Raw genomic sequence first — 21,784 nt, forward strand, 5'->3', positions numbered from 1 at the left:
GTAGCGCCATCAGGCATAAACCTATCAGGCGTTGACCGCTTCGCCTTCGCCCATATCCATCTGGCGGTTTGACGGCTGCACAAAATACTGTTTATCTTCCCAGCGTAAACAGGTCAACTCCCCGCCCCAGCAGCAGCCGGTATCCAGCGCGTAAATACCTTCCGGCGTCCCTTTCCCTTCCAGCGACGCCCAGTGCCCGAAAGCAATACTGTAAGCCTCGCTCACCGGCCCCGGAATGGCGAACCACGGCTTCAGCGGCGCAGGGGCATTTTCCGGCGACGCTTTGCTGTACATATCCAGTTGACCGTTAGGAAAGCAGTAACGCATACGGGTAAAGGCATTAGTAATAAAGCGTAGCCGCGCCAGACCGCTTAACTCCGGCGACCAGTTATTCGGCATATCGCCATACATCGCGTCGAGGAAAAACGGGTACGAGTCACTCGACAGCACCGCTTCAACATCGCGGGCGCACTCTTTTGCCGTCTGCAAATCCCACTGCGGGGTAATACCCGCATGCGCCATGACCAGCTTTTTCTCTTCATCTACCTGCAACAGCGGCTGACGGCGTAACCAATTCAACAGCTCATCGGCGTCCGGCGCTTCAAGAAGCGGGGTCAGCCGGTCTTTAGGTTTGTTGCGGCTAATCCCGGCGAATACGGCCAACAGGTGTAAATCGTGATTCCCCAGCACCAAACGCACGCTATTGCCAAGCGATTTGACGTAGCGTAACACGTCCAGCGAACCGGGACCGCGGGCGACCAAATCGCCAGTCAGCCACAGAGTGTCTGTGTCTGGCGTAAATTCCACTTGCTGTAATAAGGCGATCAGTTCGTCGTAGCAACCGTGAACGTCGCCGATGAGATAAGTTGCCATTGTTATAATTTTAGTGAATGAGTGTAGGGACGGCGAGTCGAAACACGGGAATGTCGATGGTAAAGGCGTCGCCATTTTCATCGATCATTTCGTAATGACCCTGCATGGTGCCCAGCGGCGTTTCAATTACCGCGCCGCTGGTGTACTGATACTCTTCGCCAGGCGCAATGCGCGGCTGGACGCCAACCACACCTTCGCCCTGGACTTCAGTTTCACGGCCATGACCATTGGTAATCAGCCAGTAGCGGCCCAATAGCTGCACTGGCGCCCGGCCCAGATTGCGGATGGTTACGGTATAGGCAAAAACGTAACGTTCATCGTCAGGTGAGGATTGCGCCTCAATGTAGACGCTTTGCACCTGAATACACACTCTGGGCGAATTGATCATGTTTAACTCTCCTTCAAAGGCGCGTTTTCCGACAGATAGTTGGCCATCTGGCAGTACTGCGCGACAGAGATATTTTCCGCGCGCATTGCCGGGTCAATACCCATTTCCGTCAACGTCTCAACGCTAAAAAGGTTGCCGAGACTGTTACGGATCGTTTTACGGCGCTGGTTAAAGGCCTCGGTGGTAATACGGCTCAACACGCGAATATCTTTAACCGGGTAAGGCATTGTTGCGTGTGGAACCAGACGCACCACGGCGGAGTCCACTTTGGGCGGCGGCGTGAAGGCGGATGGCGGCACTTCAAGCACCGGGATCACCTGACAGTAATATTGCGCCATCACGCTTAAACGACCATACGCTTTGCTGTTCGGCCCTGCAACCAGACGATTTACCACTTCTTTTTGCAACATAAAGTGCATGTCGGCAATGGCATCAGTATAGCTAAAGAGATGGAACATCAGCGGGGTGGAGATATTATAGGGCAGATTGCCGAACACACGCAGCGGTTGGCCCAACTGCGCAGACAGTTCGCCAAAGTTCATGGTCATGGCGTCCTGCTGATAAATAGTCAGCTTCGGCCCTAAAAACGGATGGGTTTGCAAACGCGCCGCCAGATCGCGGTCAAGTTCAATGACCGTGAGCTTATCCAGTCGTTCGCCGACCGGCTCCGTCAGCGCCGCCAGGCCGGGGCCGATTTCAACCATCGCCTGGCCTTTTTGCGGATTAATAGCAGAAACAATACTGTCGATCACAAACCGATCGTTGAGAAAGTTTTGCCCGAAGCGTTTACGGGCTAAATGGCCCTGATGGACTCGATTATTCATTGGGTATTAACAATCATTTTGATGGCGAGATTAAGCGCCGTAATAAAACTGCCGACATCCGCTTTTCCACGGCCCGCCAGTTCAAGCGCGGTGCCGTGGTCAACAGAGGTTCGAATAAAAGGTAGGCCGAGCGTAATATTCACTCCCCGACCGAATCCCTGGTATTTTAGCACGGGCAGGCCCTGATCGTGGTACATTGCCAGCACCGCGTCGGCATTATCGAGATATTTGGGCTGAAACAGCGTATCAGCAGGTAGCGGCCCGTTGAGTTTCATCCCCTGCGCCCGCAGCTCGTCGAGCACCGGAATGATGGTGTCTATCTCTTCCGTGCCCATATGACCGCCTTCGCCCGCGTGCGGATTCAGGCCACAGACAAGAATGCGCGGTTCGGCAATACCAAATTTGGTCCGCAAATCGTGATGCAAAATAGCAATCACTTCGTGCAAAAGCGCAGGGGTGATGGCGTCTGCAATCGCCCGTAGCGGCAGATGCGTGGTCGCCAGCGCCACGCGAAGTTCTTCGGTTGCCAGCATCATCACGACTTTTTTCGCCTGCGAACGCTCTTCGAAAAACTCGGTATGACCGGTAAACGGAATGCCTGCGTCGTTAATAACGCCTTTGTGCACGGGGCCTGTGATCAGCGCGGCAAATTCACCGTTCAGACAGCCATCACACGCTCGCGCCAGCGTCTCTACCACATAGGGGCCATTTTCTACCGTCAACTGACCGGGGATGGCAGGCGCGCGCAGCGAGACTGGCAATAGGGTCAGCGTTCCCGCGGGCTGCGGCGCAGCGGGGACATCAGGCGAGTAAGGGAGAAGCGAGAGGGGCAGGCCGAGCATGGCGGCCCGCTCCGTCAGGAGCGCGCCGTCCGCACAGACGACCAGTTCAATCGGCCACGCGCGTTGCGCCAGTTGGACGACAAGATCGGGGCCAATCCCGGCGGGTTCGCCGGGAGTGATAACAACGCGTTGCGCACTGCTCATTAGTTACTCAAAATCTTAACGTAAGCGCTGGCGCGCTGTTCTTGCATCCAGGTCGCCGCTTCTTCTGAGAACTTACGGTTCATCAGCATACGATAAGCGCGATCTTTCTGCGCCGCATCGGTTTTGTCTACCTTACGCGTATCCAGCAATTCGATCAGATGCCAGCCGAAAGAGGAGTGTACCGGCGCGCTTATTTGGCCTTTATGCAGCTTCGTCAGCGCGTCGCGGAACGCCGGATCGAAAATATCTGGCGTAGCCCAACCCAAATCACCGCCCTGGTTAGCGGAGCCCGGGTCCTGAGAGTACTCTTTCGCCGCAGCGGCAAAGGTGGTTTTACCACTCTTAATGTCAGCCGCGATTTCTTCCAGCTTCAGGCGCGCCTGCTGATCGTTCATGATCGGCGACGGCTTAAGCAGAATGTGACGAGCGTGAACTTCGGTCACGGAGATACTCTGGCTCTGACCGCGCAGGTCGTTTACTTTCAGAATGTGGAAACCGACGCCGGAGCGAATCGGGCCGACAATGTCGCCTTTCTTCGCGGTGCTCAGCGCCTGGGCGAAAATCCCCGGCAGCTCCTGGATACGGCCCCAGCCCATCTGACCGCCTTTTAGCGCCTGCTGGTCGGCAGAGTAGGTAATCGCCAGTTTGCCGAAATCTGCGCCGTTACGCGCTTCTTCAACAATGCTTTCCGCCTGGCGCTGCGCGTCGTTAACCTGCTCGGAGGTTGGGTTTTCCGGCAGAGCAATCAGGATATGGCTCAGGTTCAGCTCGGTGCTGGCATCGTTTTGGGTGCCAATCTGTTTTGCCAGCGCGTCAACTTCTTGCGGCAAAACGGTGATACGGCGACGAACCTCATTGTTGCGCACTTCAGAGATAATCATCTCTTTACGAATCTGGTTACGGTAGGTTGAATAGTTCAGCCCATCGTAAGCCAGACGGCTGCGCATCTGATCCATCGTCATATTGTTTTGTTTGGCGATGTTGGCGATGGCCTGATCCAACTGCTCATCCGTGATCTTCACCCCCATCTTCTGACCCATCTGCAGGATAATTTGATCCATAATCAAACGTTCCAGGATCTGGTGACGCAGCGTGGCGTCGTCCGGAAGCTGCTGACCTGCCTGACCCGCGTTGAGTTTGACTGATTGCATTAAGCCATCAACGTCGCTTTCCAGCACGACGCCATTATTGACGACGGCTGCGACTTTATCGACTACCTGGGGGGCAGCGAAACTGGTATTCGCGATCATGGCGATACCGAGAAGCAGCGTTTTCCAGTTCTTCATACTTTTTCCATTTCAATTAACCGCAATGCGGATTACGTTGTAAATCAATCAGATTACATAGAGCTTTGGTACGGCAGAATGTTCGAACGCAACATTTCTTGCGTGCCGAGGCCGTAGTTAGAGCTCAAACCGCGCAGCTCAATGTTGAAGCCAATCGCGTTATCATAAATCGCGTGTTGTTTATCGTTATCCCAACCGTTCAGCTTACGTTCGTATCCGACGCGGATCGCATAGCAGCAAGAGTTGTACTGCAAGCCGAGCATCTGGTCTGCAGGTTTGCTCGAATTGGTATCGAAGTAGTACGCGCCGACAATCGACCAGCGATCGGCAATCGGCCAACTTGCCACCGCGCCCACCTGGTTGATGCCGTTTTTATACTGCTCTGCCGTGGAATAATACGAAGGCAACGTAGCCTGAATATATTCCGGGCTGGCATAGCGGTAGTTCAACTGTACCAGACGATCCTGATCCCGACGGTATTCGAGGCTGCTGCTGCTGGTAGCGACGCTATCCAGACGGGTATCGTACTGCACTCCGCTACGCAGCCCCCAGCGTTCTGAAATACGCCAGTAAGTGTCGCCTGCCCAAACCAGCGAACCGGTTTTGTCGTCATTCTCCCATTTAATGTTGTCATCGCCGGTGCGAGACTCCGTGAAATAGTAGATTTGACCAACAGAAACGTTAAAACGTTCAACGGCGGCATCATCATAAATGCGTGTTGTGACGCCGGTCGTGACCTGGTTGGCGGAAGCAATACGGTCGAGACCGCCATAAGTGCGGTCGCGGAACAGGCCGTTATAGTCGGATTGCAGCAAAGAAGAATCGTAGTTATAGATGCCGCTCTGGTCGCGGTACGGCACATACAGGTACTGCACGCGTGGTTCCAGCGTCTGGGTATACCCCGGCGCCAGCATCGCCATATCGCGTTCGAAGATGAGCTTACCGTCGACTTTAAACTGCGGCATGACGCGGTTAACCGAATCTTCCAGCTTATTTTTATTGTTTGGATCGCTGTTATAGCTGTCCAGATTCGTTTGCTGATAGTGCGTCGCCATCAGCTTCGCTTCGGTGTTCAGGCTGCCCCAGCGGTTGGAGAGCGGCAAATTGATGGTTGGCTCCAGGTGGACGCGGGTCGCTTCCGGCATATTGTCTTTGGTGTTGACGAAATGTACCGCCTGGCCGTAAATCCGGGTATCAAACGGCCCGAGATCGTTATGGTAGTAGTTAACGTCTAACTGCGGCTCCGCAGAGTAGCTGCTGGTGTTTTGATCGTTAAAGACCTGGAATTGTTTGGTCGACACCGTAGCGTCAAAGTTTTGTACGGCGTAGCCGACGCTGAATTTCTGCGTTGCGTAGCCGTCGGTACTGGAACCGTACTTACTGTCGAAATCATTAAAGTAGCTGGAGTCGCTGACTTTGGTGTAATCGACGTTAAAACGCCACACCTGATCCATCACGCCTGAGTGCTGCCAGTAGAATAACCAGCGGTGCTTATCGCCCTCTTTGGGATGATCGTCCTCGTAGACTTTATCAGAAGGCAGATAATCTAATTCCATCAACCCGGCGCCTGCCTGCGTGAGATAACGGAATTCGTTCTCCCACATAATATTGCCGCGGCGGTGCATATAGTGCGGGGTGATGGTGGCGTCCATATTGGGCGCGATGTTCCAGTAATACGGTAAGTAGAACTCGAAATAGTTCTTGGTCGTGTATTTCGCGTTCGGGATCAGGAAACCTGAGCGACGTTTGTCACCGACGGGTAGCTGTAAATAGGGGCTATAAAAGATCGGAACCGGACCTACTTTAAACCGGGCGTTCCAGATCTCCGCAACCTGTTCTTCACGGTCATGGATGACTTCACTCCCCACCACGCTCCAGGTATCGGAGCCAGGCAGACAGGAGGTAAAGCTGCCGTTTTCCAGAATGGTATAACGGTTTTCGCCGCGCTGCTTCATGAGATCGGCTTTACCGCGCCCCTGACGGCCCACCATCTGGTAATCGCCTTCCCAGACGTTCGTGTCTTTGGTGTTCAGGTTCGCCCAGCCCTTCGGCCCTTTAAGGATGACCTGATTGTCATCATAATGCACATTACCCAGCGCATCGACGGTGCGTACAGGTTCCGGCTGACCTTCCGCCTGCTTCTGATGAAGCTGCACTTCATCCGCTTGCAGGCGGCTATTCCCCTGCATAATGTCCACGTTGCCGGTAAAAACGGCATCGTCCGGGTAGTTACCTTTAGCGTTATCGGCATTGATAGTAACCGGCAGATCGTTGGTATCGCCTTTTACCAGAGGACGATCGTAGCTCGGCACGCCCAACATACACTGTGAGGCGAGATCGGCTGCCAGCCCCTGATGACTATAAAGGGCGCTGGCGATCATGGTGGCCAGAAGAGTGGGAATACGTTTTTTCATACGTTGTATTTATTGTTCCATCATCGGTAGCGTTGCGCGTGACAAACGGTCACAGCCTAACTTACTCATCTTCGCTGCGCCAGTGTTAATCCTGCCGTTTAGCGTCTGTGGTGTTAGGCACGGCATTGAATGACAGGTATGATAATGCAAATTATAGGCGATGTCCCACAATTGACCGTAGCCTTCATTCGCAGAAAAGCACCTTATTTTGTGGGAGATAGCCTCACCGATAGCGTAACGTTTTGGGGAGTCTATGCAGTACTGGGGAAAGATAATTGGCGTCGCCGTAGCCCTGATGATGGGCGGCGGCTTTTGGGGCGTGGTCCTGGGTCTGCTGGTGGGCCATATGTTCGACAAAGCCCGCAGCCGAAAAATGGCGTGGTTTGCCAACCAGCGGGAACGGCAGGCGCTGTTTTTTGCCACCACCTTTGAGGTGATGGGCCACTTAACCAAATCAAAAGGACGGGTGACGGAAGCGGATATTCATATCGCCAGTCAGTTGATGGATCGTATGAATTTACACGGCGATTCACGTACTGCCGCGCAGAACGCCTTTCGGGTCGGAAAAGCGGATAATTACCCATTACGTGAAAAGATGCGGCAGTTTCGTAGCGTCTGCTTCGGGCGTTTTGATCTGATCCGGATGTTTCTGGAAATTCAGATCCAGGCGGCGTTTGCCGATGGCTCGCTACACCCTAATGAGCGGGAAGTGCTGTATGTGATTGCGGAAGAGCTAGGTATTTCCCGCGTACAGTTCGATCAGTTTCTGCGCATGATGCAGGGCGGCGCGCAGTTTGGCGGCGGTTATCATCAACAGTCCGGCGGCGGCTGGCAGCAGGCGCAGCGCGGCCCGACGCTGGAAGATGCCTGTAATGTGCTGGGGGTTAAAACCACCGACGATGCAACCACCATTAAACGCGCTTATCGCAAACTGATGAGCGAGCATCATCCGGACAAACTGGTCGCGAAAGGTTTACCGCCGGAAATGATGGAAATGGCGAAGCAAAAAGCGCAGGAAATTCAGAAAGCGTATGAGCTAATCAAAGAACAGAAAGGCTTCAAGTGATTGAATTGCCGGATGCGGCTAGCGCCTTATCCGGCCTACGTTAATGAATGTAGGCCGGGCAAGCGAAGCGCCCCGGCATAAATTGGCTCCGAATTTAAAAATCTGCCGGGACTTTAAACGTCATGCTGGTGCCGTAAGCGGGATGGGTAATGGTCAGCATTTCGGCGTGTAACTGCAAACGCGGCGCCAGTGACAACGCTTCCGGCGAGGCGTAAAACCGATCGCCTAAAATCGGGTGGCCTAACGCCAGCATATGCACACGAAGCTGATGCGAACGTCCGGTGATCGGCTTGAGCACCACGCGGGCGGTATTATCCGCCGCAAACTCCACCACGTTATATTCCGTTTGCGCCGGTTTGCCGGTTTCATAACACACTTTCTGCTTTGGCCGGTTCGGCCAGTCGCAGATGAGCGGTAAGTCGACCAGTCCTTCCGCCGGGGAGGGATGCCCCCATACGCGCGCCACATACTGCTTTTTCGGCTCACGTTCGCGGAACTGACGTTTTAGCTCCCGCTCCGCGGCTTTGGTCAGCGCCACTACAATCACGCCGCTGGTGGCCATATCCAGACGATGCACCGATTCTGCCTGCGGGTAGTCGCGCTGGATACGCGTCATAATGCTGTCTTTGTGCGCTTCCAGACGCCCCGGCACGGACAACAGGCCGCTGGGCTTATTGACCACCATAATGTGCTCATCCTGATACAGGATAACCAGCCAGGGTTCCTGCGGCGGATTGTAGTTTTCCATCCCCATGTACGGCTCCGTTATTGGTGCGTGACGACGATAAGACGCAGCGCGTCCAGACGCCAGCCTGCCTGATTCAGGCTTTCCAGCACCTGCTGACGGTTGCTGTCGATAGCGGCAAGTTCGTCGTCGCGAATGTTCGGGTTGACGGCGCGCAGCGCTTCCAGACGCGACAGTTCCCCGGACAGTTTTTCATCCGCCTCGCGACGCGCGTTATCAATCAGCGCTCTGGCGGACTGTTCAATCTGCGTCTCGCCCAGTTGCAAAATGGCATAGACGTCCTGTTGCACGGCGTTAACCAGTTTGCTGCCGGTGTGGCGATTCACGGCGCTGAGCTGACGGTTGAAGGTTTCAAACTCGACCTGGGCGGCCAGATTGTTGCCGTTTTTATCTAACAGCATACGTACCGGCGTCGGCGGCAGGAAGCGGTTCAGTTGTAGCTGTTTCGGCGCCTGCGCTTCCACGACGTAAACCAGTTCGACCAGCAGCGTGCCGACGGGCAGCGCTTTATTTTTCAACAGCGAAATGGTGCTGCTGCCGGTATCGCCGGAGAGGATCAGATCCAGTCCGTTACGGATGAGCGGATGTTCCCAGGTAATAAACTGCGCATCTTCGCGAGACAGGGCTACGTCACGTTCGAACGTGATAGTACAGCCGTCTTCCGGCAGGCCGGGGAAATCCGGCACCAACATGTGGTCGGACGGCGTCAGCACGATCAGGTTGTCGCCGCGATCGTCCTGGTTAATGCCGACGATATCGAACAGGTTCATGGCGAACGCGATAAGGTTGGTGTCGTCGTCCTGTTCTTCAATGCTTTGTGCAAGCTGTTGGGCTTTTTCACCACCGTTGGAGTGGATCTCCAGCAGGCGGTCGCGGCCCTGTTCTAACTGGGCTTTTAGCGCTTCATGTTGCTCGCGGCAGGATTTGATCAGATCGTCAAACCCGTCGGTTTCTTCAGGCGCGGCCAGATAGTTAATCAGACTGGCGTAGGCTGAATCATAAATCGCGCGACCGGTTGGGCAGGTGTGCTCAAAGGCGTCCAGCCCTTCGTGATACCAGCGAACCAGCACCGACTGGGCGGTTTTTTCCAGGTACGGGACGTGGATCTGGATATCATGCGCCTGGCCGATACGATCCAGACGACCAATACGTTGTTCCAGCAGATCCGGGTTAAACGGCAAGTCGAACATCACCAGATTGCTGGCAAACTGGAAGTTACGTCCTTCGGAGCCGATTTCGGAACATAACAGCACCTGCGCGCCGGTATCTTCTTCGGCGAACCAGGCGGCGGCGCGGTCGCGTTCGATAATCGACATGCCCTCATGGAACACGGCGGCGCGGATGCCTTCGCGTTCGCGCAGCACCTGTTCCAGCTGTAACGCGGTGGTCGCTTTGGCGCAGATCACCAGCACTTTTTGCGAACGATGGCTGGTCAGATAGCCCATTAGCCACTCAACGCGTGGGTCGAAGTTCCACCAGGTGCCAGTATCGCCTTCGAACTCCTGATAAATTTGTTCCGGATAGAGCATATCGCGGGCGCGATCTTCCGCGCTTTTACGCGCGCCCATAATGCCGGAGACCTTAATGGCGGTCTGATACTGGGTCGGCAGCGGCAGTTTTACCGTATGCAGTTCACGTTTCGGGAACCCCTTGACGCCGTTACGGGTGTTGCGGAACAGAACGCGGCTGGTGCCGTGGCGATCCATCAGCATCGACACCAGCTCATCACGGGCGGCCTGCGCGTCGTCGCGATCGCTATTAGCGGCCTGCAACAGCGGTTCAATATCCTGTTCGCCGATCAGATCGCCCAGCCTGTTCAGTTCGTCGTTGCTGAGTTTATTGCCCGCCAGCAGCATGGCCACCGCATCGGCGACAGGACGGTAGTTTTTCTGTTCTTCGACAAACTGTTCGAAATCGTGGAAACGGTTCGGATCGAGCAGGCGCAGACGGGCGAAATGGCTTTCCATCCCCAGCTGTTCTGGCGTGGCGGTCAGCAGTAGCACGCCCGGTACGCGTTCAGCTAACTGTTCGATGGCCATATATTCACGGCTCGGCGCATCGGTACTCCACACCAGATGATGCGCTTCGTCGACCACCAGCAGATCCCACTCGGCGTCGCACAAATGTTCCAGACGCTGCTTATTACGGCGGGCGAAATCCAGCGAGCAGATCACCAGTTGTTCGGTTTCAAACGGGTTATACGCGTCGTGCTGCGCTTCGGTATAGCGTTCGTCATCGAACAGCGCGAAGCGCAGGTTGAAACGGCGCAGCATTTCTACCAGCCACTGGTGTTGCAGGGTTTCCGGCACGATGATCAATACGCGTTCCGCCGCGCCGGATAATAACTGTTGATGCAGTATCATCCCGGCTTCAATGGTCTTACCTAAGCCCACTTCATCCGCCAGCAGTACGCGCGGCGCGTGGCGACGCCCCACATCATGAGCGATATTAAGCTGATGCGGGATCAGATTGGTCCGCTGACCGCGCAGGCCGCTGTATGGCATCCGGTACTGCTCGCTCTGAAATTTACGGGCGCGATAGCGCAGCGCGAACCGATCCATTCGATCGATTTGACCGGCGAACAGACGATCCTGGGGCTTACTGAAAACCAACTTGCTGTCGAGCAGAACTTCGCGCAACGTCACATTGGTCTCTTCGGTATCCAGGCGGGTGCCGACATAAACAAGCAGGCCATTTTCTTCTTTTACTTCATCGATATGTAGCTGCCAGCCTTCATGGCTTGTAATCGTATCGCCAGGGTTGAACATGACGCGGGTCACGGGAGAATCACTGCGCGCATACAGGCGGTTTTCCCCCGTGGACGGGAAAAGTAAGGTGACGGTTCGCGCATCCATCGCAACAACGGTTCCAAGTCCCAGCTCGCTTTCTGTATCGCTGATCCAGCGTTGACCAAGTGTAAAAGGCATATGTGTTCGGCTCTATATCTTTAATTGCAGGCATTACTCGCCATTCCCAGGCGACAGCACTGGATAATTGCGAGTATACGACCCCGCTACCAGGCTAATGTGGTAGTGGCGTTAATTAGGTCCAGGAATGGAAAGGGCGCTATGGTACTGGAAGGCGGCGCTTTCGTCACGCGTCAAAATAACCCCAGTTGCCCGGTCAGTAGTGTAGCAAAATTATCTTCAACGAAGGGAAGAATTCCTTCCGCCACGGGTTGTAGCTGGCGGGTAAGATAGTGTTCGTAATCCAGCGGCGACTGCTGGTAATCCACGGGCTCGGGGCCGTTAACAGTCCAGACATATTTTATGGCGCCGCGATTCTGATACTGCGCCGGACGACCCTGCTTCAGGTTTTGTTCATCCGCCAGCCGGGCGGCGCGAACGTGCGGCGGAACGTTACGTTGGTACTCATGTAAAGGGCGACGCAGACGCTTACGATAAACCAACTGCGCGTCCAGTTCGCCCGCCATCAGTTTATCGATAGTCTCGCGCACGTAGTCTTGATAAGGTTCATTGCGAAAAACGCGCAGATACAGCTCCTGTTGAAAGCGCTGCGCCAGCGGCGTCCAGTCGGTCCGCACCGTTTCCAGACCTTTAAATACCATGCGCTGGCTGTCGCCTTCCTGAATCAGGCCCGCGTAGCGTTTTTTACTGCCAGTATCCGCGCCGCGGATGGTCGGCATCAGAAAACGGCAAAAGTGGGTTTCAAACTCCAGCTCCAGCGCGCTGGTCAAATTTTGCTGTTGTAACGTCTGCGCCCACCATTCGTTCACGTGACGCACCAGCCTGTGCCCGATTTCCGCCGCGTCGGCTTCTGAATGCGCACGCCGGAGCCAGACGAAAGTGGAATCGGTATCGCCATAAATCACGTCATAACCCTGCGCCTCAATCAGCGCTTTGGTCTGGCGCATAATCGCATGACCGCGCATGGTGATTGACGACGCCAGACGGGGATCGAAAAAGCGACAGGCCGTGGTGCCGAGTACGCCATAAAAGGCGTTCATAATGATTTTAAGCGCCTGCGAGAGCGGTTTATTACCCTGACGTTTGGCTTCATCGCGCCCGTGCCAGATTTGGCTAACAATTTCCGGCAGGCAGTGCTTTTCTCGTGAAAACCAGGCGTCAAGGAAACCTTCGGTACTGTGTTCCGGATCCGGCTGCGCCATGCCTTCGACCAGCCCGACGGGATCAATCAAAAACGTGCGGATAATCGACGGGTACAGGCTTTTATAATCCAGCACCAGTACTGAATCGTATAATCCGGGTTGTGAATCCATTACGTAGCCGCCGGGACTTGCCAGCGGCGGCACTTCGCCGAGATTGGGCGCGACATAGCCGGCGCGGTGCATTCGCGGAAAGTAAAGATGCCCGAATGCGGCGACTGAACCGCCGTGGCGATCGACCGGCAGGCCGTTGATCGTCGCGCGTTCCAGCAAAAACGGCATGATCTCGGTTTTATGGAAAATGCGCGTGACCAGCTCGCAGTCTTTCAGGTTGTAGGTGGCGAGGGCGGGTTTATCCTGGGCAAAGCGGCGATCGATCTCATCCATACGATCCCAGGGGTTATCAATGGATTTTCCTTCGCCGAGCAGTTCCTGCGAGACGGCTTCCAGCGAAAAAGACGAAAAATTCCAGAACGCGGATTTAAGCGCGTCGATACCATCGATAATGACTCGCCCTCTGGCCTGGGCGAAAAAAACGCCGTTTTTGAAGCCATGTTCGCGCCACTCCAGTTCGCTATTGTCTCGCCCCAGCCGTAAAGGGATACGGTAGCGTTCGGCATGCTTTTGCAGCATACGCAGGTCGAACTGCACCACGTTCCAGCCGATGATGACGTCAGGATCATGTTCGGCAAACCAGGCGTTGAGTTTTTCCAGCAGCTGCGGGCGGCTGGCGACATACACAAGCTCGAAGTCCAGTTGGCGGTCATCGCCATTCGCCGGACCCAGCATATAAACGGTACGCTGGCCGCAGCCTTCCAGACCAATGCAATACAGTTCGCCGTGTCGCGTGGTTTCGATATCCAGCGAGACCCATTTTAGCGGCGGTCGATAGTCGGGGTGGGGTTTAAGACGCGCATTGCGGATAACGCCGTTGCGCATCTCGCCGTCTACCCAAACGGGCGACGTAATAAAACGCTCCATCAGGTAACGTTCCGGCGGGCGTACATCCGCTTCATAAACGGTGACGCCGCTTTCGCGCAGCAGTTTCTCCATCCGCATAAGCTGGCGGTGAGTGCGGCAATACAGACCGGATACCGGCTGACGATGAAAGTCTCGCAGCTGGAGCGGCGTCAGGCGATAGTCTTTTTCCGCCTGTAGCAGCGAGGCGGCGCGGAAGGTCTGGCTGGTCGGAATAAACGCCACGGACTCTTGCGGCGCCAGCGTTGCCTGCACAGGGCCGTTGTCTGTCGCCAGCCAGAAAGAGACCTCCGTCCCTTGCGGCGTATCCCGCCAGTGCCGGGTTAAAATGAAACCTGCCTGCGCCACGATGATTACCTGTCTAAAAAATTCACGCTAATTATAACCTGTTTTAGGGGGTAATACTGTTATTTTGTACAGGCATATAACGTAAAAGCCGATATCCGCTGTAATAAAAAGTTTCTCGCAGTAAGAAGCGGGTTTTCGCCCACCAGGATTTATAGCGGGTGGATCGCGTGGGTGATGAGCGGCTATCGATACCATTATCCTGAGCGATAGTTTTCAGACGCAGCATATGCAGCGGATCGCTGACCAGTAACGCTGTGCGCCATTGTTGTTGTCGCAGTATCTGTTTTGCGTAACGAATATTTTCGCGCGTCACGGTAGAGCGCTCTTCAATAAAAATCGCCTTAGCCGGAATCCCTTTTTCCAGAACGTATTGACGGGCTATCGCCGCGTCGGAAACCGTTGCGCCAGCGCCGTAGCCGCCGGTTAATACCAACGCGCGGACAATGTGTTGTTGGTAAAGCCAGATGGCATGATCCAGTCTGGCCTGAAAAACGGGAGAAGGCGTTTTTCCGCTAACGCCTGCTCCTGCGACAATCGCGCAGTCAGCTACGCGCGTCTGGTTTTGCTGACTGAACTGATAAATAGCGATGGCATTATGGATAAACACCGTAGCCATAATGAGAATTATGCCTGCCGCGATTCTGAGGATGTAGCGATATTTCATGAATGAGTTCGTTCCCCGTGACGGGTGTAATGGATATTTTAACGATAAAATGGCTTTTAGCGTCAGATATTTTTGCTGACGTATATTTATCAATATAATGATGCCGGTATATACAGCAGATATAATTATCCTATAACTGCTAATTTTGAATCATGTTTATTTACAATTTTTACCCATGTATTAGCTGTTTTGTGTCAAGTCTGTTTTCATACATTAAGTATTTTTCAGAAAGGCGCTTGTTCGAATCTGTTACTTATTTCTCGGATTAACAAAAAAGCGATATTTTTTGTTTGTTTTACTTAATGAAAAGTGTAACAATTTCATTTGGAACATCCGCACCGTCAGGTAGAAATATAATATTTCAATTGGCCGCTATGGTTAAATAAAAATGGATTACAGTGCGAATTCGTCGGGAACTCTCTGCATAATTTAATTTTTATTTTAGAATATAATTTTATTTTGACTTTCGGGTGCGGGTGTTTTTATCAAAATTTGTGGTATTCGGGAATGATCTTTTATGAATGTGAGTATGCAGGCGCGTCTGGTAGGGAACGACCGTTATCTTTTCGTCAATACTCAACGCGCTAACCCTTCCATAAAAACCGTGAGTCGATTTTTTGAGTATAAAACATGGACAGAACAGATTTGGCGTACCGAGATTATTGAAAACGGCAATGCTTTTTTTCACTGGCAAGGACACGACAGAAAAAACGGACATCGGGATACCATTATTAACTATCTGTTAAATGGGCAACGCTGGCAGTCAACAATCGAAGATTATATTTTCTTCCATGCGCTGGAAGGAAAAGCGTGGCAGGGACATTATGACAATATTATTGAATATGTGAGTTCTGATCATTACGTCTATCAAAGCGCATTTGCTGAATATATCACCGACCAGATTCATCAACGCGCCCCCCATGGGACGCGTTTTTAGAGGCATTACTGCCCGTAATAGGCTTTTGCGCCGTGTTTGCGTAGATAGTGTTTATCCAGCAGGGATTGCTGCATGTCGGGCAACTGCGGCGCAAGCTGGCGGCAGAAGATCCCCATATAGGCCACTTCTTCCAGCACGATGGCGTTATGCACGGCATCCTCGGCATTTTTACCCCAGGCAAACGGGCCGTGCGAATGGACAAGCACGCCGGGCATTTGAGCGGCGTCAATGCCTTGTTTTTCAAAGGCTTCAACAATGACATTGCCCGTTTCCCATTCATACTCGCCATTAATTTCCGCCTCGGTCATTTTGCGAGTGCAGGGAATCGTACCGTAGAAATAGTCGGCGTGGGTGGTGCCCGTCGCCGGAATCGGCTGACCCGCCTGCGCCCAGATAGTCGCGTGGCGCGAATGGGTGTGTACGATGCCGCCGATAGTCGGAAATGCCTGGTACAACAGACGGTGGGTTGGCGTATCGGACGACGGTTTCTTATGACCTTCAACGACTTCACCGCTCTCCAGGCTGACCACCACCATATCGTCAGCGGTCATGACGCTATAATCGACGCCGGACGGCTTAATCACCAGTACGCCGCGTTCGCGATCGACGGCGCTGACGTTACCCCAGGTAAGGGTGACCAGGTTGTGTTTTGGCAGCGCCAGATTGGCTTCCAGTACCTGGCGTTTGAGATCTTCTAACATTGTTTTCTCCCTGCCGGATGGCGCTTCGCTTATCCGGCTTACGAGCGACGGTGTGCCGGATGGCGACACTAATGCCTTATTCGGCCTACAGAACCGTAGGCCCGGTAAACGCAGTGCCACCGGGCAATCCGTTTCACCAATTAACGTTTGAACCCGTAATACACCTCGTTCCAGCGCAGCGCGTCCTTAAAGGCCGGCAGACGGGTATCATTATCAATTACCGCGATTTCGATATCGTGTATTTCTGCAAACTGGCGCATATCGTTCAGATCCAGCGCGTGGCTGAAGACGGTATGGTGCGCGCCGCCAGCCAGAATCCACGCTTCGGAGGCGGTCGGCAGATCCGGCTGCGCCTTCCACAGCGCGTTAGCCACCGGCAGTTTCGGCAGGGAGTGCGGCGTTTTTACGGTGTCAATGCAGTTGACCAGCAGGCGGTAACGATCGCCGAGGTCGATCAGGCTGGCGACGATCGCCGGGCCGGTTTGGGTATTGAAAATCAAACGCGCCGGATCTTCCTTGCCGCCAATCCCGAGGTGCTGGACGTCGAGGATCGGTTTCTCTTCCACCGCGATGGACGGACACACCTCCAGCATGTGCGAGCCGAGCACCAGATCGTTGCCTTTCTCGAAGTGGTAGGTGTAATCCTCCATAAATGAGGTGCCGCCCTGCAGACCGGTTGACATCACTTTCATAATGCGAAGCAGAGCGGCGGTTTTCCAGTCGCCTTCGCCCGCAAAGCCGTAGCCCTGTTGCATCAGACGCTGTACGGCCAGACCCGGAAGTTGTTTCAGGCCGTGCAAATCTTCAAATGTCGTCGTAAAGGCGTGGAATCCGCCCTGTTCCAGGAAACGCTTCATACCGAGTTCAATGCGCGCCGCTTCCCGCACGTTCTGGCGTTTATCACCGTGGATCCGGGTGGCGGGCGTCAGGGTATAGCTGCTTTCATACTCGTCAATCAGAGCGTTGATATCGCCGTCGCCGATAGAATTCACCACCTGCACCAGATCGCCGACCGCCCAGGTATTGACCGAAAAGCCAAATTTGATTTGCGCGGCCACTTTATCACCGTCAGTCACTGCGACTTCACGCATATTGTCGCCGAAGCGGCAGACTTTTAGCTGGCGGGTATCCTGTTTAGAGACCGCCTGGCGCATCCAGGCGCCGATACGCGTATGGGCCTCTTTATCCTGCCAGTGGCCAGTGACGACCGCGTGCTGCTGACGCATCCGCGCGCCGATAAAACCGAACTCACGACCGCCGTGCGCAGTCTGGTTCAGGTTCATAAAGTCCATATCGATGCTGTCCCACGGCAGGGCGGCGTTAAATTGGGTATGGAATTGCAGTAGTGGTTTGTTAAGGATACTCAGCCCGTTGATCCACATTTTGGCCGGGGAGAAGGTGTGCAGCCAGACCACCAGCCCTGCGCAGCGATCGTCATAATTGGCGTCACGACAAATAGCGGTAATCTCATCCGGCGAGGTGCCCAGCGGTTTTAATACCAGTTTACATGGCAGTTTGGCTTCGGTATTCAGCGCGTTGACCACATGCTCGGCATGTTGAGTGACCTGACGCAGGGTTTCTGCGCCATACAAATGCTGGCTGCCAATCACAAACCATACTTCATAATTATCAAAAATCGTCATTGTCGTGTCCTTAATGAGTCAGGATTGCCTGATTGGCCGGGGTCGTTGGCGCCGGCGCGGCAGTCGGAAGATAATGTTGTTCTGCGCTTAGCGCCCACTGCTGGTAGCGGTGGTAAAGCTGTTCGAGGCGTTGCGCCTGTTCAGGGCGGGGACGCAGAGTGCGTTCTACCGCGCTTGCCATGCTTTGCTGGGCGGCAGGAATATCGGCATGGACTTTCGCAGCGACGGCGGCAAAGATAGCGGCGCCTAATGCGCAACACTGGTCGGAAGCGACGATCTGCAACGGACGATTCAGTACGTCGCAGCAGACCTGCATAATGACCTGATTTTTACGGGCGATGCCGCCAAGCGCCATCACGTTATTGACCGCGATACCCTGCTCGGTAAAACACTCCTGAATGGCGCGCGCGCCGAAGGCGGTCGAGGCGACCAGACCGCCAAACAGCGCTGGCGCGTCGGTGGCGAGATTGAGATCGGTAATGACGCCTTTCAGACGCTGATTAGCGTTTGGCGTGCGGCGACCGTTAAACCAGTCGAGCACCACCGGCAGGTGATCCAGGGACGGATTTTTCGCCCAGGCGTCGGTGAGCGCTGGCAGTAGCTGCTTCTGGCTGGCGTTAATCTGGGTTTTCAGTTCCGGGTGCTGCGCGGCAAGTTGCTCCAGCGGCCAGCTCAACACGCGGCTAAACCAGGCGTAGATATCGCCGAAAGCAGATTGCCCCGCTTCCAGACCGATAAAGTTCGGCACCACGCTGCCGTCAACCTGACCGCAAATGCCTTTCACGGCGCGATCCCCGACGCTCTGTTTATCCGCAATCAGAATGTCGCAGGTAGACGTGCCGATGACTTTTACCAGCGTATTGGACTGTGCGCCCGCGCCGACCGCGCCCATGTGGCAGTCGAACGCGCCGCCGGAAATCACTACGCTTTCCGGCAAGTCGAGGCGCTGCGCCCATTCGGCGCACAGGGTGCCCACGGGCAGATCGGCGGTGAAGGTTTCGCTAAATAACGGGTAGCGCAGATGACGGTTAATGCACGGATCGAGTTCATCAAAGAAGCTCGCGGGCGGCAGACCGCCCCAGCTTTCATGCCACAGTGTTTTGTGCCCGGCGCTGCAGCGGCCACGGCGGATATCTTGCGGGCGAGTGGTGCCGGAAAGCAGCGCCGGCACCCAGTCACACAGTTCAATCCACGAGACGGCGGCCTGCGCGACGGCGCTATCCTGGCGGGTGACGTGCAGAATCTTCGCCCAGAACCATTCGCTGGAGTAAATGCCGCCAATATAGCGGGAGTAGTCGACCTTGCCTGGCTTATGGCACAGACGAGTGATTTCGTCGGCCTCTTCCACGGCGGTGTGATCTTTCCACAGCACAAACATCGCATTCGGGTTCTCGGCGAACTCCGGACGCAGCGCCAGGACGTTACCGTCGGCGTCAATCGGCGCTGGCGTAGAGCCGGTGCTGTCAACGCCAATGCCAACGACATTTGCGCGTTGCGCGGCGCTTAATTGTGCCAGAACGGCTTTCAGCGCGGCCTCCATTGACTCCATGTAGTCGCGCGGATGATGACGGAACTGGTTGTTCGGGCCGTCGCAATAACGGCCTTCTTGCCAGCGCGGATACCACTCTACGCTGGTGGCGATCTCGTCGCCGGTGGCGCAGTCCACTGCCAGAGCGCGCACTGAATCACTGCCAAAATCGAGGCCAATTGCAATTGCCATCGTCTTACTCCATCCAGAAAAACAGGTATGGAGAAACAGTAGAGAGTCGCGGCAAAAACCGTCAGGCAGGATCCGCTAATCTTATGGACAAAAATGCTAATGCTTTGCAAAGTGTGACGCTGTGCAAATATTCAATGTGGACATTCCAGCCATAGTTATAGACACTTCTGTTACTTAATTTTATCGCCTGAACTGTACGCTTTTGTTACAAAGCGCTTTTCACAAGCGGGGTTGATACGTGCTTTCATCAAGCGCAAGGTCTTGCGGAGACGTAAGCACTGTCGTTCTGGTCAATATGGACAATTTGTTTCTTCTCTGAACATCGGGGGGTAGAGAAATCATGGCTGAAACGCAAAATGATCCGCTATTGCCGGGATATTCATTTAATGCCCATCTGGTCGCCGGACTGACGCCAATTGAAGCGAATGGATATCTGGATTTTTTTATCGATCGTCCGTTGGGCATGAAGGGATATATTCTTAACCTGACCATCCGCGGAGAGGGCGTCATTAATAATAATGGCGAGCAGTTTGTCTGTCGGCCTGGCGATATATTATTGTTTCCGCCGGGCGAGATTCATCACTATGGACGGCATCCGGACGCCAGCGAGTGGTATCACCAGTGGGTTTATTTCCGGCCTCGCGCCTACTGGCAGGAGTGGCTGACCTGGCCGACAATCTTTGCCCAGACAGGATTTTTCCGCCCGGACGAGGCGCGCCAGCCGCATTTCAGCGAACTGTTCGGGCAGATCATCAGCGCTGGGCAAGGGGAAGGTCGCTATTCTGAGCTACTGGCGATCAATCTGCTGGAGCAGTTGTTGCTCAGACGTATGGCGGTAATTAATGAGTCGTTGCATCCGCCGATGGATAGCCGTGTGCGTGATGCCTGCCAGTATATCAGCGACCATCTGGCGGACAGCCATTTTGATATCGCCAGCGTCGCCCAGCATGTCTGCCTGTCGCCCTCCCGGTTATCGCATCTGTTCCGCCAGCAGTTAGGCATTAGCGTATTGAGTTGGCGCGAAGATCAGCGTATCAGCCAGGCGAAACTCCTGCTTAGCACCACGCGAATGCCGATAGCGACCGTTGGGCGCAATGTTGGATTTGACGATCAGCTCTATTTTTCTCGGGTATTTAAAAAATGCACCGGGGCAAGTCCTAGCGAGTTCAGGGCCGGATGTGAATAAAAAGTGAATGATGTGTCCACAAAGATGTCATAAGCCGTAACTATTCGGATAATTGACGGCTTGACGAAGGGGGACGGGGTAAGCAGAATCCCTGCTTCATCACGCTGACGGACACACTATGCAAGCACTGCTGGAACACTTTATCACCCAATCCACTCTGTATTCGCTTATCGCCGTGTTGCTGGTCGCCTTCCTGGAATCGCTGGCGCTGGTGGGGTTGATTTTACCCGGCACGGTACTGATGGCGGGGCTGGGCGCGCTTATCGGCAGCGGCGAGCTCAATTTTTGGCATGCCTGGCTGGTGGGTATTATCGGCTGTCTGATGGGCGACTGGATTTCGTTCTGGCTGGGGTGGCGCTTTAAAAAGCCGCTACACCGCTGGTCTTTTATGAAAAAGAACAAGTCGCTGCTGGATAAAACCGAACACGCGCTGCATCAGCACAGTATGTTCACGATCCTGGTCGGACGTTTTGTCGGTCCGACGAGGCCGCTGGTGCCGATGGTGGCAGGGATGCTGGATCTTCCCGTGGCGAAATTTATTGGGCCGAACTTGATTGGCTGTTTGCTGTGGCCGCCGTTTTATTTCCTGCCGGGCATTCTGGCGGGAGCGGCAATCGATATTCCTTCCGATATGCAGAGCGGAGATTTCAAATGGCTGCTGCTGGCGACGGCGTTGCTGCTGTGGGTCGGAGGCTGGCTATGCTGGCGGCTGTGGCGCAGCGGCAAAGCGGCAGTCGATCGTTTAACCGCGTATTTTCCCCGCAGCCGTTTGCTGTATCTGGCGCCGTTGACGCTCGGGATCGGCGTGGTCGCGCTGGTGGTGCTGGTTCGCCACCCGCTGATGCCGGTATATATCGATATTCTGCGCAAAGTTGTGGGTTACTAACGATTCCTTTGCC

The 21,784-nt window shown here is 54.5% G+C and carries 17 protein-coding genes; 4 read left to right on the forward strand and 13 right to left on the reverse strand.

Translation table 11 applies throughout. The features are described from left to right. Positions 1 to 24: 24 nt before the first annotated feature. Genes apaH through lptD form a run of 6 tightly spaced genes read right to left on the reverse strand, consistent with a single transcriptional unit; the run spans position 25 to position 6,771 of the window. On the reverse strand, positions 25 to 873 hold the full coding sequence (gene apaH, locus J4617_RS18940; protein WP_000257211.1) for a bis(5'-nucleosyl)-tetraphosphatase (symmetrical) ApaH: 849 nt from the start codon (positions 871 to 873) through the stop codon (positions 25 to 27). A 10-nt stretch (positions 874 to 883) separates the two neighbouring features. Continuing rightward, positions 884 to 1,261 carry a Co2+/Mg2+ efflux protein ApaG gene (gene apaG / locus J4617_RS18945; RefSeq protein ID WP_000610894.1) on the reverse strand — a complete coding sequence of 126 codons (378 nt, stop codon included), beginning with the start codon at positions 1,259 to 1,261 and terminating at the stop codon, positions 884 to 886. A gap of 2 nt (positions 1,262 to 1,263) precedes the next feature. Next, on the reverse strand, positions 1,264 to 2,085 hold the full coding sequence (gene rsmA / locus J4617_RS18950; protein ID WP_001065397.1) for a 16S rRNA (adenine(1518)-N(6)/adenine(1519)-N(6))-dimethyltransferase RsmA: 822 nt from the start codon (positions 2,083 to 2,085) through the stop codon (positions 1,264 to 1,266). Next, on the reverse strand, positions 2,082 to 3,071 hold the full coding sequence (pdxA, locus tag J4617_RS18955) for a 4-hydroxythreonine-4-phosphate dehydrogenase PdxA (protein WP_000093001.1): 990 nt from the start codon (positions 3,069 to 3,071) through the stop codon (positions 2,082 to 2,084). Before pdxA ends, rsmA begins: the two co-directional genes overlap by 4 nt. Further along, a complete protein-coding gene (gene surA / locus J4617_RS18960) occupies positions 3,071 to 4,357 on the reverse strand; it encodes a peptidylprolyl isomerase SurA (protein WP_000800482.1) in 1,287 nt (428 codons plus the stop codon). The genes pdxA and surA overlap by 1 nt, the downstream gene beginning before the upstream one ends. Positions 4,358 to 4,410: 53 nt before the next feature. Further along, positions 4,411 to 6,771, reverse strand: a complete 2,361-nt coding sequence (lptD, locus tag J4617_RS18965) for an LPS assembly protein LptD (RefSeq protein ID WP_000746116.1) — start codon at positions 6,769 to 6,771, stop codon at positions 4,411 to 4,413. A gap of 253 nt (positions 6,772 to 7,024) precedes the next feature. On the opposite strand from lptD, the gene djlA reads away from it, so the two are divergent. Further along, positions 7,025 to 7,837, forward strand: coding sequence for a co-chaperone DjlA (gene djlA, locus J4617_RS18970; RefSeq protein ID WP_001200595.1), 813 nt, complete (start codon positions 7,025 to 7,027; stop codon positions 7,835 to 7,837). Positions 7,838 to 7,931: 94 nt separating this feature from the next. On the opposite strand, the gene rluA is transcribed toward djlA, so the two are convergent. The 4 genes from rluA to J4617_RS18990 all read right to left on the reverse strand — a co-directional run bounded on the left by rluA (position 7,932) and on the right by J4617_RS18990 (position 14,698). Continuing rightward, positions 7,932 to 8,591, reverse strand: a complete 660-nt coding sequence (rluA, locus tag J4617_RS18975) for a bifunctional tRNA pseudouridine(32) synthase/23S rRNA pseudouridine(746) synthase RluA (protein WP_000525198.1) — start codon at positions 8,589 to 8,591, stop codon at positions 7,932 to 7,934. Positions 8,592 to 8,602: 11 nt separating this feature from the next. After that, positions 8,603 to 11,509 (reverse strand): RNA polymerase-associated protein RapA, encoded by a 2,907-nt coding sequence (gene rapA, locus J4617_RS18980; RefSeq protein WP_001116970.1) that lies wholly within the window; start codon positions 11,507 to 11,509, stop codon positions 8,603 to 8,605. Between the two features lie 173 nt (positions 11,510 to 11,682). Next, a complete protein-coding gene (polB, locus tag J4617_RS18985) occupies positions 11,683 to 14,034 on the reverse strand; it encodes a DNA polymerase II (protein ID WP_017465615.1) in 2,352 nt (783 codons plus the stop codon). A gap of 43 nt (positions 14,035 to 14,077) precedes the next feature. Further along, positions 14,078 to 14,698, reverse strand: a complete 621-nt coding sequence (locus tag J4617_RS18990; protein WP_017465616.1) for a YdcF family protein — start codon at positions 14,696 to 14,698, stop codon at positions 14,078 to 14,080. Between the two features lie 517 nt (positions 14,699 to 15,215). Between J4617_RS18990 and J4617_RS19000 the strand changes: the two genes are divergently transcribed. Then, positions 15,216 to 15,635, forward strand: a complete 420-nt coding sequence (locus J4617_RS19000) for a DUF4751 family protein (protein WP_001103147.1) — start codon at positions 15,216 to 15,218, stop codon at positions 15,633 to 15,635. Positions 15,636 to 15,640: 5 nt separating this feature from the next. Here the strand turns inward: J4617_RS19000 and araD are convergent, their stop codons facing one another. The 3 genes from araD to araB form a co-directional block, all read right to left on the reverse strand. Next, on the reverse strand, positions 15,641 to 16,336 hold the full coding sequence (gene araD, locus J4617_RS19005) for an L-ribulose-5-phosphate 4-epimerase (RefSeq protein WP_000888682.1): 696 nt from the start codon (positions 16,334 to 16,336) through the stop codon (positions 15,641 to 15,643). Positions 16,337 to 16,476: 140 nt separating this feature from the next. Continuing rightward, a complete protein-coding gene (gene araA / locus J4617_RS19010; RefSeq protein ID WP_000151696.1) occupies positions 16,477 to 17,979 on the reverse strand; it encodes an L-arabinose isomerase in 1,503 nt (500 codons plus the stop codon). A 10-nt stretch (positions 17,980 to 17,989) separates the two neighbouring features. Continuing rightward, on the reverse strand, positions 17,990 to 19,699 hold the full coding sequence (araB, locus tag J4617_RS19015) for a ribulokinase (protein ID WP_017465617.1): 1,710 nt from the start codon (positions 19,697 to 19,699) through the stop codon (positions 17,990 to 17,992). Between the two features lie 340 nt (positions 19,700 to 20,039). Here araB and araC point away from each other — a divergent pair, with 340 nt between their 5' ends. Together araC and J4617_RS19025 are read left to right on the forward strand one after the other, a co-directional pair. Continuing rightward, positions 20,040 to 20,885 carry an arabinose operon transcriptional regulator AraC gene (araC, locus tag J4617_RS19020; protein WP_000852387.1) on the forward strand — a complete coding sequence of 282 codons (846 nt, stop codon included), beginning with the start codon at positions 20,040 to 20,042 and terminating at the stop codon, positions 20,883 to 20,885. A gap of 118 nt (positions 20,886 to 21,003) precedes the next feature. Beyond that, a complete protein-coding gene (locus J4617_RS19025; RefSeq protein WP_001148369.1) occupies positions 21,004 to 21,771 on the forward strand; it encodes a DedA family protein in 768 nt (255 codons plus the stop codon). Positions 21,772 to 21,784 lie beyond the last annotated feature (13 nt).

The organism is Salmonella sp. 32010601201800023SM, from assembly GCF_017572235.1.
Lineage (GTDB): Bacteria > Pseudomonadota > Gammaproteobacteria > Enterobacterales > Enterobacteriaceae > Salmonella > Salmonella enterica.